Origin of the sequence: Kribbella antibiotica (genome assembly GCF_004349055.1) — a bacterium.
GTDB classification, from domain to species: Bacteria; Actinomycetota; Actinomycetes; order Propionibacteriales; family Kribbellaceae; genus Kribbella; species Kribbella antibiotica.
Genome location: NZ_SMKX01000108.1, coordinates 15971 through 30405, shown reverse-complemented (window position 1 = coordinate 30405; position 14435 = coordinate 15971). Strand labels below are relative to the sequence as shown.

Annotated in this window: 14 protein-coding genes; 11 read left to right on the top strand and 3 right to left on the bottom strand. The window is 67.3% G+C overall.

The features are described from left to right. From E1263_RS29325 to E1263_RS29280, 10 genes are all read left to right on the top strand, one after another. Nucleotides 1–650 (top strand): BPL-N domain-containing protein (locus tag E1263_RS29325; protein ID WP_132173170.1); only part of this gene is annotated, 650 nt, incomplete at its 5' end. 60 nt (nucleotides 651–710) lie between these two features. Next, nucleotides 711–2066, top strand: coding sequence for a glutamine synthetase family protein (locus tag E1263_RS29320; RefSeq protein WP_202869108.1), 1356 nt, complete (start codon nucleotides 711–713; stop codon nucleotides 2064–2066). Next, on the top strand, nucleotides 2047–2769 hold the full coding sequence (locus E1263_RS29315; protein WP_132173168.1) for a gamma-glutamyl-gamma-aminobutyrate hydrolase family protein: 723 nt from the start codon (nucleotides 2047–2049) through the stop codon (nucleotides 2767–2769). Before E1263_RS29320 ends, E1263_RS29315 begins: the two co-directional genes overlap by 20 nt. Next, nucleotides 2766–4100: an aldehyde dehydrogenase family protein gene (locus tag E1263_RS29310; RefSeq protein WP_132173166.1), complete on the top strand. Its 1335-nt coding sequence runs from the start codon at nucleotides 2766–2768 to the stop codon at nucleotides 4098–4100. Before E1263_RS29315 ends, E1263_RS29310 begins: the two co-directional genes overlap by 4 nt. Beyond that, complete coding sequence (locus E1263_RS29305; protein WP_132173164.1) at nucleotides 4101–4880, top strand: 3-oxoacyl-ACP reductase; 780 nt, start codon at nucleotides 4101–4103, stop codon at nucleotides 4878–4880. It begins immediately after the preceding gene. 9 nt (nucleotides 4881–4889) lie between these two features. Next, the gene (locus tag E1263_RS29300; RefSeq protein WP_132173162.1) at nucleotides 4890–5609 is read left to right on the top strand and encodes a FadR/GntR family transcriptional regulator; all 720 of its coding nucleotides are present in this window, start codon (nucleotides 4890–4892) and stop codon (nucleotides 5607–5609) included. An 82-nt stretch (nucleotides 5610–5691) separates the two neighbouring features. Continuing rightward, complete coding sequence (locus E1263_RS29295) at nucleotides 5692–7212, top strand: amino acid permease (protein ID WP_238161627.1); 1521 nt, start codon at nucleotides 5692–5694, stop codon at nucleotides 7210–7212. Nucleotides 7213–7428: 216 nt separating this feature from the next. Further along, nucleotides 7429–10185 (top strand): helix-turn-helix transcriptional regulator, encoded by a 2757-nt coding sequence (locus E1263_RS29290; RefSeq protein ID WP_132173160.1) that lies wholly within the window; start codon nucleotides 7429–7431, stop codon nucleotides 10183–10185. Between the two features lie 10 nt (nucleotides 10186–10195). Continuing rightward, nucleotides 10196–10414: an SCO4848 family membrane protein gene (locus tag E1263_RS29285; protein ID WP_132173158.1), complete on the top strand. Its 219-nt coding sequence runs from the start codon at nucleotides 10196–10198 to the stop codon at nucleotides 10412–10414. Continuing rightward, nucleotides 10411–11238: a M55 family metallopeptidase gene (locus E1263_RS29280; protein ID WP_132173156.1), complete on the top strand. Its 828-nt coding sequence runs from the start codon at nucleotides 10411–10413 to the stop codon at nucleotides 11236–11238. Before E1263_RS29285 ends, E1263_RS29280 begins: the two co-directional genes overlap by 4 nt. Here the strand turns inward: E1263_RS29280 and E1263_RS29275 are convergent. From E1263_RS29275 to E1263_RS29265, 3 genes are read right to left on the bottom strand one after another with little or no spacing between them, the layout of a single operon-like run. Then, complete coding sequence (locus tag E1263_RS29275) at nucleotides 11218–11526, bottom strand: hypothetical protein (RefSeq protein ID WP_132173154.1); 309 nt, start codon at nucleotides 11524–11526, stop codon at nucleotides 11218–11220. The genes E1263_RS29280 and E1263_RS29275 overlap by 21 nt on opposite strands. A 19-nt stretch (nucleotides 11527–11545) precedes the next feature. Beyond that, nucleotides 11546–12757 (bottom strand): sialidase family protein, encoded by a 1212-nt coding sequence (locus E1263_RS29270; protein WP_132173152.1) that lies wholly within the window; start codon nucleotides 12755–12757, stop codon nucleotides 11546–11548. Next, complete coding sequence (locus tag E1263_RS29265) at nucleotides 12750–13241, bottom strand: RNA polymerase sigma factor (RefSeq protein ID WP_132173150.1); 492 nt, start codon at nucleotides 13239–13241, stop codon at nucleotides 12750–12752. The genes E1263_RS29270 and E1263_RS29265 overlap by 8 nt, the downstream gene beginning before the upstream one ends. Before the next feature lie 91 nt (nucleotides 13242–13332). Here E1263_RS29265 and E1263_RS29260 point away from each other — a divergent pair, with 91 nt between their 5' ends. Continuing rightward, a complete protein-coding gene (locus tag E1263_RS29260; RefSeq protein ID WP_132173149.1) occupies nucleotides 13333–14367 on the top strand; it encodes a transcriptional regulator in 1035 nt (344 codons plus the stop codon). Nucleotides 14368–14435 lie beyond the last annotated feature (68 nt).

Genomic DNA, 14435 nt, shown 5'->3' with positions numbered 1-14435 from the left:
GGCGGGTGTTGGTCTATCGCGGGGTGGCGTCGGGGCCGGAGTTGTCGGAGGCTGCTGCGGCGTTGGTGCGGGCTTGGGATCGGTCGGTGCAGATCGTGTACGTCGGGCCTGGCGAGAAGGTGAAGGTCACGCCGGAGGTGTTGGCGGGGGCCGCGCTCTACGTGCAGCCGGGCGGGGGACAGGACATTCCGGGGGCGTGGAACGACGTACGGGAGACTGCAGATGCCATCCGGGACTGGGTCCGGGGCGGCGGCCGGTTCCTCGGGATCTGCATGGGCGCTTACCTGGCAGGCAGTGACGGGTTCGATCTGGTGCCTGCGACGACCGACGGCTACATCGACACGCCTGGCGCGACGGTGAAGGGCGAGGCCGACACCGTGATCGCGCTCACCTGGCGCGACCAGCCACGCCACGTGTTCTTCCAGGACGGCACCGCCTTCACCGACCTCAAGCCCCAAGCGACCGTCATCGCCCGCTACGACAACAGCACGGTCGCCGCCCTCACCGCCCCGTACGGCGAAGGCCGCGTCGGCGTCGTGGGCCCGCACCCGGAAGCAGACCAGAGCTGGTACGACGACGCCGGCCTGACGAACCCGGATGGCGTGGGACCCGACCTCGGCATCGACCTGATCAAGGCGACCGTGCATTGACATCTGGTCCGGCGCTTGAGTCAATGGGTCGTCGGTAGACCATTGGACTGAGGAGCCGCCGTGACCGGTCAGCTGGGTGTGCAGGAGCTACGGGATCTGGTGGCGCAGGGCCAGGTGGACACCGTGCTGGTGGCCATTACCGACATGCAGGGGCGGTTGCAGGGGAAGCGGTGCGGGGCTCGGTATTTCGTGGAGGAAGTGCTGGCCCACGGGACCGAGGGGTGCAACTACCTGCTGGCGGTGGATGTCGACATGAACACGGTCGACGGGTATGCGATGTCGTCCTGGGAGCGTGGGTACGGCGATCTGGTGATGGCGCCGGATCTTGACACGCTCAGGGTGGTCCCGTGGTTGGAGGGGACCGCGATGGTGTTGTGCGACGTGCAGTGGCTGGACGGTACGCCGGTCGTCGCGTCGCCGCGGCAGGTGCTGCGGAAGCAGCTGGAGCGGTTGGCTGCGCGCGGGCTGGAGGCGTTCGTCGGGACCGAGTTGGAGTTCATCGTCTTCGACGACACGTTCGAGTCGGCGTGGGACAAGCGGTATCAGGGCCTGACGCCGGGCAACCAGTACAACGTCGACTACTCGCTCCTCGGCACCAGCCGGGTCGAGCCGCTGCTCCGCGCGATCCGGAACGGGATGACGGGTGCCGGCCTGTATGTCGAGTCGGCCAAGGGTGAGTGCAATTTCGGGCAGCACGAGATCGTGTTCCGGTACGACGACGCGCTCAAGACGTGTGACAACCACTCGATCTACAAGACCGGGGCGAAGGAGATTGCCGCCCAGCATGGCAAGAGCCTGACCTTCATGGCGAAGTACGACGAGCGCGAGGGCAACTCGTGCCATATCCACGTGAGTTTCCGGTCGACCGACGGAGACGCCGTACTGGCGGGGGATCGTGACCATGGCTTCTCGGAGCTGATGGAGCGTTTCATCGCTGGGCAGCTCGCGTGTCTGTCGGAGTTCACCTATCTACTGGCGCCGAACATCAACTCCTACAAGCGTTTCGTGGCCGGCAGCTTCGCGCCGACGGCTGTCGCATGGGGTGTCGACAACCGCACCTGCTCGCTGCGCGTGGTCGGCCACGGCGAGTCCTTGCGAGTGGAGAACCGCCTTGCCGGCGGTGACGTGAACCCGTACCTGGCCGTCGCCGCGATCATCGCCGCCGGTCTGCACGGGATCGAGAACGATCTGGAGCTGGAGCCGCTCCTGGAGGGCAACGCCTACGCCTCCGACAAGGAGCACGTGCCGTCAACGCTGCGCGAAGCCTCAGCGCTGTTCACCGGTTCGCGGATCGCTCGCGAGGCTTTCGGTGACGAGATGGTCGACCACTACACGAACGCGGCCCGGGTCGAGCTCGACGCGTACGACGCTGCTGTCACCGACTGGGAGCGGATCCGTGGCTTCGAGCGCCTCTGAACGACGGCCGCGGATCGGAATCACCACCTACCTCGAACCGACCGTCTGGGGTGTGTGGCAGCGCGAGGCTGCCCTCCTGCCGAGGGTCTACCTGGACTCGGTGGTCGCCGCTGGCGGCGTGCCGATCCTGCTGCCGCCCGTCGGTACCGACCCGTCCGTGCTCGAAATTCTCGACGGTCTGGTCATTGCGGGCGGCTGCGACGTCGACCCCGCCGCGTACGACGCTGTGCCGCACGCGGAAACCGCTGACACGCGTCCGGGCCGCGACGCGCACGAGATGGTGCTGGTTCGGGCAGCTCTCGAGGCCGAGCTACCGCTCTTGGCGATCTGCCGAGGGTTGCAGGTGCTGAATGTGGCTCTCGGCGGCACGTTGCACCAGCATCTGCCGGAGGTGGTTGCCCATGACCTCCATCGGCCCTCGCCGGCGGTCTTCGGTCGGACCGAGGTCAAAACCGAGCCGGGCACGCTCACCGCGCAGCTCCTCGGCGAGCAGGCGGGCGTGCACTGCTACCACCACCAGGCCCTCGACAAGGTGGCGCCGACACTGACGGTCACCGCGCGTGCCGGTGACGGAACCGTCGAGGCGGCAGAGGTTGCCGGACGCAACTTTGCGCTCGGCGTTCAGTGGCACCCCGAGGAGAATCCCGAGGATCTGCGCTTGTTCACGGCGCTGATCGACGCATCCAGGAGACGCCAGTCATGACGTACGACGTGATCAATCCGGCCACCGAAAAGGTTGTCCACAGCATCGAGCTGGCGACCGAAGCTCAGGCCGATGAGGCGATTGCCAGAGCAGCAAAGGCGTTCGAGGCTTGGCGAAACGTCGCCCCGGCCGATCGCGCAAGACTCCTGCGCAGGTTCGCCGACGCAGTAGACGTCGACCTGGAAAACCTTGCAGTGTTGGAGGTCGAGAACGCCGGCCACACCATCGGCAACGCCCGCTGGGAAGCCGGCAATGCCCGTGACGTTCTGACCTACTACTCGGCCGCCCCGGAACGGCTGTTCGGCAAGCAGATCCCGGTTGCCAACGGCATCAACATCACCTTCCAGGAACCACTGGGTGTCGTAGGCATCATCGTCCCCTGGAACTTCCCGATGCCGATCGCCGCCTGGGGGTTCGCACCGGCCCTTGCCGCAGGCAACACGGTCGTCCTCAAACCCGCCGAGCTCACCCCGCTGACCGCAATCCGGCTGGCAGAGCTCGCGTTGCAGGCTGGCCTCCCCGAAGACGTCTTCCAGGTCATCCCCGGTGAAGGCAAGATCGTCGGCCAGCGCTTCGTCACGAATCCCACGGTCCGCAAGGTCGTCTTCACTGGCTCGACGACGGTGGGCAAGCAGATCATGGCCGGGTGCGCCGACCAGGTGAAGCGAGTGACGCTCGAGCTCGGCGGCAAGTCCGCCAACGTGGTCTTCGCCGATGCGGACCTCGAGAAGGCCGCGGCTCAGGCGCCGTACGGGGTGTTCGACAATGCCGGCCAGGACTGCTGCGCGCGCTCGCGCATCCTCGTCGAGCGCAGCGTCCACGACCGTTTCCTTGAGCTCCTTGAACCTGCGGTCAAAGCCTTCAAGGTCGGCGATCCCAGCGACCCCGAGACCGAGATGGGCCCGCTCATCTCCCAACGGCAGCACGATCGAGTGACGTCGTACGTCGAGAATCCGCTGTTCCAAGGGACCGCCCCGACCGGTCCCGGCTTCTGGTTTCCGCCGACCGTGCTCGGTCATGTCGTCCCCGACGAGATCTTCGGCCCGGTCGTCAGCGTGATCCCGTTCGACGACGAAGCGGATGCGATCAGGCAGGCGAACGACTCCGAGTACGGTCTGTCCGGCTCGATCTGGACCCGCGACGTCGGCCGCGCCATCAGGGTCAGTCGAGGCATCGAGGCCGGCAACCTGTCGGTCAACTCGAACTCGTCGGTGCGGTACTCGACGCCGTTCGGCGGCTACAAGCAGTCCGGGCTCGGCCGCGAGCTCGGACCGGACGCGCTCGACGCGTTCACCGAAACCAAGAACATCTTCATCAGCACGGAGGACTGAATGACTGACGTCAAGGCGAGCCGCCTCGAGGGGCGCGTCGCGGTGGTGACCGGCGGTGCCAGCGGAATCGGTCTGGCGACGGTAGGACGGTTTGCCGCGGAAGGTGCCAAAGTCGTGATCGGCGATGTCGACCCGGTCGCCGGGAAGGCCGCCGCGGACGAGGTCGGCGGGCTGTTCGTGGCCACCGATGTCACCGACGCGGCCGCGGTCGACAACCTGTTCCAGCAGGCGTTCGACACGTTCGGCAGTGTGGATATCGCGTTCAACAACGCGGGGATCTCGCCGCCCGACGACAACTCGATCCTGGACACCGGCCTGGAGGCCTGGCGGCGGGTGCAGGAGGTCAACCTGACATCGGTGTACCTGTGCTGCAAGGCGGCGATCCCGTACATGCAGCGCCAGGGCAAGGGCTCCATCATCAACACCGCATCCTTCGTCGCGGTGATGGGTGCGGCCACCTCGCAGATCTCGTACTCCGCTTCCAAGGGCGGCGTGCTCGCGATGAGCCGTGAGCTGGGCGTTGAGTTCGCCCGGCAGGGGATCCGCGTCAACGCCCTCTGCCCGGGCCCGGTGAACACGCCGCTGCTGACCGAGTTGTTCGCCAAGGACCCGGAGCGGGCCGAGCGCCGGCTGGTGCACGTGCCGATGGGCCGCTTCGGCGAGCCCGACGAGATCGCCGCCGCGGTCGCGTTCCTGGCCAGCGACGATTCCTCGTTCATCACCGCCAATACCTTCCTCGTCGACGGCGGCATCTCCGGCGCCTACGTGACCCCGCTCTAAGCTGCAGCCATGGTTGCGCCTGCAGATGATGCCGTGTTCCGGCCGGTCCGGACCGGGAACCCGTTCGAAGAGACGGTCGAGCGGTTGCTGCAGGCAATCAAGCTGGGCGTGGTGATGCCGGGTGACCGGCTGCCGGCCGAGCGGGACCTCGCCACCCGGCTGAACGTCAGCCGGGTCACCCTCCGCGAGGCGATCCACGCCCTCACCGAGGCCGGGTACGTCGAATCCCGCCGCGGCCGGTACGGCGGTACGTTCGTCAACGAGCGGTTGCCGAAACCCCGACGTACGGCGGCCAAACGGATCGCGCGCGAACTGGGTGACGGGCTCGACGATGCCCTGATCCTGCGCGATGCCCTGGAGACCGGGGCCGCCGAGGCTGCCGCGAACCGGGCGCTGTCCGAGGCCGAAGAAGCGCACCTCGAACGCTGTCTGGCTGATACCGCGGCCGCGAAACTCACCGATTACCGCCGCTTCGATTCCCGCCTGCACCTCGCGATCGCCGAGGTCACGGGTTCGGCATCGCTCACCGCCGCGACCGCCGACGTACGGATGCGGTTGAACGAGCTGCTCGACGCAATCCCTTTGCTGGAACGCAATATCGCGCACTCCAACGACCAGCACGCGGTGATCGTCGCGGCGATTCTTGCCGATGACCCGGAGGCTGCCCGGCAGGCGATGCAGGAGCACCTCTCCGGTACGGCGGTCCTGTTGCGCGGCTTCCTTGCCTGATCCATTGACACCAATGGTCTCCCGCTAGACCATTGAGGGCGCCTCTCGTGCAGTTCCCCGCCGCGTCGCCGAGGAGGACCCTGTGAGCCAAGACAAGACCCCGATGACCGATGACGAGCAACGCCTGCATCAGCTCGGCTACGCCCAGGAGCTGTCCCGGACGATGTCCGGGTTCTCCAACTTCGCGGTGTCGTTCACGATCATCTCGATCCTGTCCGGCTGCCTGACGCTCTACGGGTTCGGGATGAACACCGGCGGCCCGGCGATGATCGTCTGGGGCTGGCCGATCGTCGGCCTGATGACGTTGTTCGTCGGGCTCGCGATGGCCGAGGTCTGCTCGAGCTACCCGACCGCCGGCGGCCTGTACTACTGGTCCGCGAAGCTCGCTCCGTCGAACGGCCCGGCCTGGTCCTGGTTCACCGGCTGGTTCAACTTCCTCGGCCAGGTCGCCGTGACGGCCGGTATCGACTTCGGCGCCGCGTTCTTCCTGAACGCCTTCCTCGACCTGCAGTTCGGCTTCAGTGTGACCCGCGGCCACACGATTCTGCTGTTCGGGATCATCCTGCTGGTGCACGCCTTGCTGAACTCGCTCGGTGTGAAGCTCGTCGCTCGGCTCAACGACATCAGCGTCTGGTGGCACATCGTCGGAGTGCTGTTCATTGTCGGCGCGCTCGTGATCCTGCCCGACAAGCACCAGTCGGCCGGCTTCGTCTTCGGCCACTTCGTCAACAACACCGGTTGGGGCTCGACCCTCTACGTCGGCCTGCTCGGGCTGCTGCTCGCCCAGTACACCTTCACCGGGTACGACGCCTCTGCGCACATGACCGAGGAGACGCGCGACGCGGCTCGCTCGGGTCCGCGTGGCATCGTGATGTCGATCCTGGTCTCGCTCGGCGCCGGCTGGGTGTTGCTGATCGGTCTCACGTTCGCGATCCAGAGCTACGACGGCGCACTCGAGAGCGAGACCGGCGTACCGCCCGCGCAGATCTTCATCGACGCGGTCGGCATCACGATGGGCAAGATCCTGCTGCTCGTGGTGATCGGCGCTCAGCTGTTCTGCGGGATGTCGTCGGTGACGGCCAACTCGCGGATGATCTATGCCTTCTCCCGGGACGGCGCGTTGCCGGGCTCCTCGCTCTGGCACAAGATCAACCAGAAGACCCGGACGCCCACCAACGCGATCTGGCTGGCCGCCGGCGGCGCCTTCGTCCTCGGCCTGCCGTACCTCTGGAACACCACCGCGTACGCCGCTGTCACGTCGATCGCGGTCATCGGCCTCTACATCGCTTATGTCCTGCCGACCCTGCTCCGGCTAATCCAGGGTAAGAACTTCCAGCCCGGTCCCTGGTCGCTGGGCCGCTGGAGCCGTCCGATCGGCATCATCGCCGTCGTCTGGGTCGTCTTCATCACGATCCTGTTCATGCTCCCGCAGGTCAGCCCGGTCACCAGCAGCAACTTCAACTACACCCCGATCGCCGTCCTCGTCGTCCTCGGCTTCGCCACGACGTACTGGTTCGTCTCGGCCCGCCGCTGGTTCACCGGACCCAAGGTCCAGGGCTCCGAGGAGGAGCTGGCCGCGATCGAGCGTGATCTGGACCTCTAGACCACTTGTTAGGGTGGTCTTGTTCTGAACGTTTCAGGTTTTGCCGGGGCGCCAGATGGTGCCCCGGCACGATCGTGCCGTCCTGACCGCTCTGTGACGGCAGGTTCGGGTGACAGGATGGTGTCGAGACGGTATCCGCATGTGACACACGCCGTGTCGGACGGCCGTTGGCTGTTTTAATCGACGCAGGTAATCCTTCGAGGAGTTATGTGATCGATGACTGACGACGAGCTGGTTGGCCGAGCAAGTCTGGTTGAGCGTGCGAAGAAGCAGCTCGAGACCAGCGGCAGTGTGCTGCTCTATGGCCCGACCGGTATCGGTAAGTCGGCGTTGGGGCGGGCGCTGGTCGCAGACCGCACCAAGGCAGGTTGCCGCGTCCTGAGCGCAGCTCCGTCCCAGAGCGAAGCCGGACTGCCGTACGTCACGCTCCTCGATCTCCTCTCCAATCAGCTCGAGCTGGCCTGGCAGGTACTGCCGGACCACCTCCGGCAGCCGCTCGAGGTCGCTCTGCTCAAGGCGAGCGCTCCGGACACCGTCCGTGACGAGCTGGCGGTCCGCCTCGCTGTGCTGCACGTCTTGCGTCGGCTGGCGGCCAACGGCCCGGTTCTGCTCGTGGTCGACGACATTCAGTGGGTCGACCCGTCCAGCCTTGAAGTGCTCACGTTCTGCGCCCGCCGCCTGGCCGAGGGCGTGCACATGCTCGCCACCGAGCAGGTGGCTGACGGCGACCTCCCGGTGATGGCTGAGGCCTGCCCGGAGCCGGTGCTCCAGCTGGAGGTGCCGCCGCTGGCTGAGCCCGATGTGCTGGGCCTGCTGCGCCAGCGCCTCTCCAGCCCGCTCCCAGTCCGTACGGCGCGTCGCATCTTCACCGCGAGCGCAGGCAACCCGTTCATGGCGCTGGAGCTTGGTCGCGCCGTGCTCCGGCACCCGCAGGGCGTGTCGCCCAACGACCCGCTCCCGGTGTCGAGCCGACTCAAGACCCTGCTTGGCGACCGCCTGTCCGACCTGAGCCTCGGTGCGCACGAGCTGCTCCTGCATGCGGCGTCGTCGCCGCGGCCCACGACCATCCAGCTTGCACAGTCCCTGGACCGCCCGATCGAGGCCGAGCTGGCCGAGGCTGAAGCGCTGGGGCTGATTGACATCGCGTCCGAGCGACTGCGGTTCGCCCACCCGCTCCTCCGCGAGTACGTGTACGCCGAGGCGACGTCGGCCGCTCGCCGGCAGGCGCACGCCCAGCTCGCCGCAGTGGTCGACGAACCGGTCGAGAACGCGACCCATCGCGCCCTGGCCACTCAAGAGGCAGACACTGAGCTTGCAGCCACCATCGAGGAGGCCGCTGCCGTTGCTGCGGGCCGCGGTGCGCCCGGAGCGGCTGCGACACTATGGCGGCTGGCTGCCGAACGGACACCGAGCAGCATGCCGGACGAGCGGGCTCGCCGGCTGACCAGAGCCGCTGATGACGCTGCCGCGGCCGGGCATCTGGCGGAATCCGCGGAGATGGCGCGCCTCGCCGTACAGGCTGCTACGCGTCCGGAGACCAAGGTGCCGGCGCTGCTGCTGCAGGTCGACGCTGCGTGGCCGGATCGCGAGTGCCGGATCGGTCTGCTGGCGGACGCTTTCGAGGTTGCCCAGGGCGACGCTCGGCTCGAGGCGCGGGTCCGGATCGGGCTCAGCAACAGCGCGTACTTCGATCGTCGGCTGGATGAGGCGCAGGAGCACGCCCGAGTGGCTGAGGCGCTGGCCCGGTCGTCTGGCGACACCGAGGCGTTGGTTGATGCGCTGAGTGCATCCAGCTCGGTGCTGATGTCGCGTGACGCTGACCAGAGCGCTGACTCGCTGCTGGCCCAGGCCGCGGAGCTTGCGGTCGGATTGCCGCTCACCAAGGCTGTGGTGATCGCCCGGCAGATGTCCGCGATGAGTCGGCTGTTCCGCGGTCAAACCGATGAGGCGATCGCGTCGATCAGCACGCTGGTCGAGGAGGTTCGGGACGGCGGCGCGATGCGCTGGCTGGCGTCCGTACTGATCTCGGCAACCGCGATCTACGAGCGCAGTGGGCGCGGCGCAGACGCTCTGGTCGCTGGACACGAGTGCTATCAACTCATGCAGGACATCGGCGACGAGGCCGAGGTCGGGCTCATCATCGCCAGCCGCGCCGAGTGCGCCGGCGGTACGGCGGCCATGGCCCGTCAGCTCGCGGATGCGGCGCTCGAGGGCGTCCGCCTGGTCGGCAACGACGAGTGGACCGGCCCAGCGCTCGCCGCACAGGGTTTGGTCGGTGTGCTGATCGGTGACCCGCAGCGTGCGGTCGAGGCGTTCGACACGATAGAGGGCCTCGGCGAGGCAGCGATGCCCTTCGACCCGGCGATCATTCCGTGGCACGCGGACTACGCCGAGGCGCTGGTTGCCGCTGGGCGGCTCGATGATGCAGCAGCACTGATCGCTGAGATCCGGGCGCGTGCGGAGACGCTGGACCGGCCGGTCGTGAAGATCGGCCTGGCTCGGTCGGAGGCATTGCTGATCGCCAAGCAGGGCGACCCGGCGGCGGCGCTGGAGCTGCTGGAGAAGACCATCTCCGGCGCGGGCGACCTCGTCTACCCGCTCGACCTGGCGCGCTGCGAGCTGACCCGAGGCCGCGTCGCGCGGCAGGCCCGGCGGCGTTCGGTGGCGCGGACGGCGTTCCTGGACGCGATCGAGCAGTTCGAGGCGTACGGCGCTCCCGCGTGGCGCGAGGTGGCCGAGACCGAGCTGGCCCGTCTCGACGTCCCCAGCCGGAGCCGTCAGCCGTCCGAGCTGACCGACAACGAGCAGCAGATCGTTGCGATGGTCCGCGACGGCTCCACGAACCGGGAGATCGCCGCCGCGCTGTACCTGTCGGTCAAGGCCGTCGAGTCCCAGCTGACCCGGCTCTACCGCCGCTTCGGAGTGGCGAATCGCACCCAGCTCCTGCGCATGGTGGATCGCCCCGGCACGTAAGAATGGCTGGGTGAAACTCGAACGCAAGCACGCCTTCGTCCTGCTCGGCATCGCGGTCTGGAACGTCGTGACCTACCTGCGCTTCATCAAGGCGCTCGTCGACACCGAGGACCGCCCGACCGGGTACTACGTCGCGCACACGATCCTGATCATCGTGAACCTCGTGATCGCGGGCGTCCTCGGGACCTGGGGAGTCAAGGCCTACAAGGCGGCCAAGGCCTCGTCGTGAAGGTCTACCTCAGCGCGGACATGGAAGGCATCACCGGTCTGGTCGATGCCGAAGACGTCCAGCCGCCCGGCCGCGACTACGAACGCGGCCGGGTGATGATGACCGAGGACGTCAACGCAGCCATCCGCGGCGCCTACACCGCCGGCGCGACCGCTGTCCTGGTCAACGACGCCCACGGCCCGATGCGCAACCTCCTGCCGGACCTGCTCGACCCCCGCGCGGTTTTGATCAAGGGCCGCCCGAAGCCGATGGGCATGATCGAAGGCCTGTCCTCCGAGTACGACGCCGCGCTGTGCGTCGGCTTCCACGCTCGGGCAGGCATCCTCGGCGTCCTCAGCCACAGCTTCATGGGCCACGAAATCGAGGACATCTGGCTCGACGGCCAGGTCACCGGCGAAATAGGTCTCTTCGAGGCGACAGCATCGGCGTACGGGGTGCCGCTGGTGCTCCTGACCGGCGACGACACCGCCTGCGCCGAAGCCACGGCGTGGAACAGCAGCATCGACACGGTCCCGGTGAAATACGCCAAGGACCGTTTCGCGGCTCAGCTCGTCCCCGTCTTGGAGGCTCGCACCGCCATCGAATCCGGAGCCGCCGCAGCCCTCGCGTCCCTGCCTACTGTCACTGCGCGCCCGGCATCACGAGTTCTGACCGTCCGCTGGCAATCCGCCTCAGTCGCCTCGCACCTCCAGGCAATCCCCGGCGTGACCCGCGTCGACGACCGAACGGTCACGGTGACAGCCGGCATGCCCCAGCTCTACCGCCTCTTCAACCTCTTCCTCCGGGTAGCCACCGCAGTCACCTCAAACCCGCCGTACTGCTAACGCCCGCACAGCCGACGGAAGCTCAAGACCAAGACTCAAGCGCTGCCAGGCCTGCTGGAACGAGGAAGCGGCCCTGCTGGTCGCAAAGTTCTTGCGCAGGCTGAACGCGACGATGGTGATCAGTGCCTGACCGATCGCGAAGAGAATGCTGCCCACCACAATCTGCGTGATCGACCCGTCGGTGAACTGACCCCACAAGATCAGGATCACGCCAACCAGCCAGGCTGCAAATCCCACCGCGTACGCCGTCGCAAGCAGCCGCGCGTTCTTCTCTCTGGCCCAGTCCATGCCCGCCAGTATGCCTGCCCTACCGCGGCTCGAACGCGCTCCAGGTTTTACCGTGGTCGGTGCTGACCGCGACCTTGGTCGACGGGGGCTCGACCTGGATGCCGTAGAGGCGCTTGCCGTCGCCGGTGATGTCGCGCAGGAGGGCGGGGGTGGAGCCGACGCGCTGGATCTGGCCGGCGGTGACGGTGTAGAGGCGTCGGTCCGCATCGCTTGTCTGACGGCCGGCCAGGGCGTCCGGGTCGCTTGGCTTGTGGCCGGCCAGGAAGACTGTGCCGTCGTCGAGGACCGCCGGGCCGCTGAGGTGTGCATCGCGCTCAGTGGTGGTGGTCTTCCAGGTGCGGCCGGCGTTGGTGGACACCTTCAGGGTCGAGATGTTTCCCACGCTGTTGCTGGAGAAGGCATTGGCCGTAGTGGCAGCGATGGTCTGCCCGTCGGAGCTGACAGCCAGCTTTCCTGGCCGGTTCGACGTACTGAGGGGCTCGCTTCGCCAGGTCTTGCCGCGGTCATCGGTCCACACGATCTTGCTCTGCACCTCGCCGCTGATCGCCCACAACCGGCCGTTGCCGTCCTGGACCGGTGCGGACAACGAGGCGATGTTCTGCGCGGTGGGCGGTTCGAGCGAACGGAGGGTCGAGTCCTTGAGGTTGAGGACCTGGATGCCGTAGCCGGCTTGGTCGAGCTCGTCCGTCAGCACCTCGCCGGCGGTGAAGGTCTGGGTCGGCGGGGCGTACCGCAGCTCGGTCTGGACGACGCCTTGGGCGGTGACGCGCAGCAGTGCGGTATCGGGCCCGAAGCTCTGGGGAGACATCGTGGCGGGGGCAAAGATCACGGCCGGTTCGCCGGTGAGCTGCAGCGTGGTGTACTCCCGTGACTTCACGGGCGCGTACACCTTGTCGCCCCTCCAATTGAGCACAGCGCTGAACTTGCAGGTCTCCGCGATACAGCTGGCCCAGCTCGCGGCCCACTCCTCCGGCGCGGCGACTGCGGTCGTCTGCACCTGGGCGTCGGCGCCCTCAACCAGTGTCCGGGCGTCCGGTTCGGGCGCGACCATCGGCTGCGATACGGGCAGAACGGTCAGCGCCACGACAGTTGCCAGTACGGCGACCACTCCGCTGCCCGCACCCGCCGTACGGCGGTGTCGTCGTTGGGTCGCGCGGCGAGTCAGCTGCTCGAACGGGGGCGCGTCGATCGCGTGCTGGACCACGCGAGCGACGTCCTTCAGGTCAGACATGGTCGACCTCCTGGGCGAATTCACGAACCAGCGGAGCCAGCCGTGCGCGTCCGCGGGTGAGCCGTGCTTTGATCGTGCCTTCCGGTACGCCGAGCTGGACGGCGATCTCGCGGACGGTGAGATCGACGATGTGATGCAAGGTGATGGCCTCTCGCTGGTCCCACGGCAACCGCCGTAGCGCTGTCACGAGGTCGACGTGGTCGGGGGAGAGGCCCGGTACGGAGTCCGGTGGTGGGCCGCTCCGGCTGATGATTTTGTGGAAGATGGCGCTCCGCCGGAACCGGCTGCGGGCCACGTTCAGCGCCACCAGCCGCAGCCATGCCTCCGGGTTGTCGATCTCGGCAAACCGGCCGGGCTTCTCGAGGGCGCGCACGAACGCCTCCTGGACTGCGTCCTCTGCTTCGACCAAACTGCCGCACATTGCGTAGAGCTGGCCGACGAGACGGCGATAGCACCCGTCGTAGACCTCGAGCAGGCTCTCCATGGTGTTGTCCCCCAGTCAGCACTAAGCCTCTGCCCGCACGACTCCCAACTGACGGTCTTCGGTTGCTTACTGTGATGGAGGTCACATTTTCATGGATCCAGCCAGCTGGATGGCCGTACGGCGGAAGCTCGTCGCGAACCGGTATTCGCTGGCCGTGGCGGCGGCTGACGAGTACCCAGCCGACCGCCAGGTGTCCGGTACGCCGCTGCTGGCGCCGGCGTCGTGGATCCCGGCTGAGCCGGTGCCGCTGGCGTCGATACGACTCGAATTCGATGCCGACGCCGTGTTCACAGGCGTGACCGGACGCGAAGCCCCGCTTCCCGCTGAGTTCGCGACGTACGCCGAGGCGATCCGCGGTATGGCGCCACCAGCGGTCTTCGAGGACAGGCCGACGTACCGGCTGACTTTCGCGGACCTGGCCGGGGCGGAGCCGGTACTGCGCTTCGGTCGGGGCACCTACTTCGACAGCATCAACACCGGCGAAGCCGCAGCCCACGAATACGCGGCAGGTGTTGGCGGCCTACGCGCTGCCATCGGCGACCCGTGGGACGTGACGCGCCGGCCCACCAACGTCGCCATCAGCACGCTGACCATCCGCGCCGGCGACGAACCCACCTTCTTCCTGCACTGGCGTGATCCGGCGAAGGTCGGCCACGCCGGCGGCCTCTACCAGGTCGTCCCCGTCGGCATCTTTCAACCAAGCGCCGATGCCCCAGAGAACGAGCAGAACGACTTCTCCCTGTGGCGGAACGTCGTCCGCGAGTTAGCCGAGGAGCTCCTGGGTGAGTCCGAGGACTACGGCGACGGGCCTATCGATTACGACGACTGGCCGTTCGCCGCACGTCTCGCTGCAGGCCTGGCGGACGGCTCGGTCCGCGCGTACTGCGTGGGCCTAGGGGTCGACCCGCTCACCTTCGCAACCGACCTACTCACCGTCGTGTCGATCGACGCGCCACTCTTCGACGACCTGTTCGGCGCCATCGTCGAAGCAAACGACGAAGGCCGAGTCCTAGCACCCCAACCCTTCACCGCCGAAGTGGTCGACACCTTCGTCCACCACCAACCCATGCAAGCCGCCGGAGCCGCGCTCCTCCACCTCGCCTTCGTGCACGCAGCGCATCTTTGAGCACCCACCAACCATTTCCGGGCCGAGGAAATGGTTGGTGGGGACTCAAAGATGGCTGTCGTGCCCAA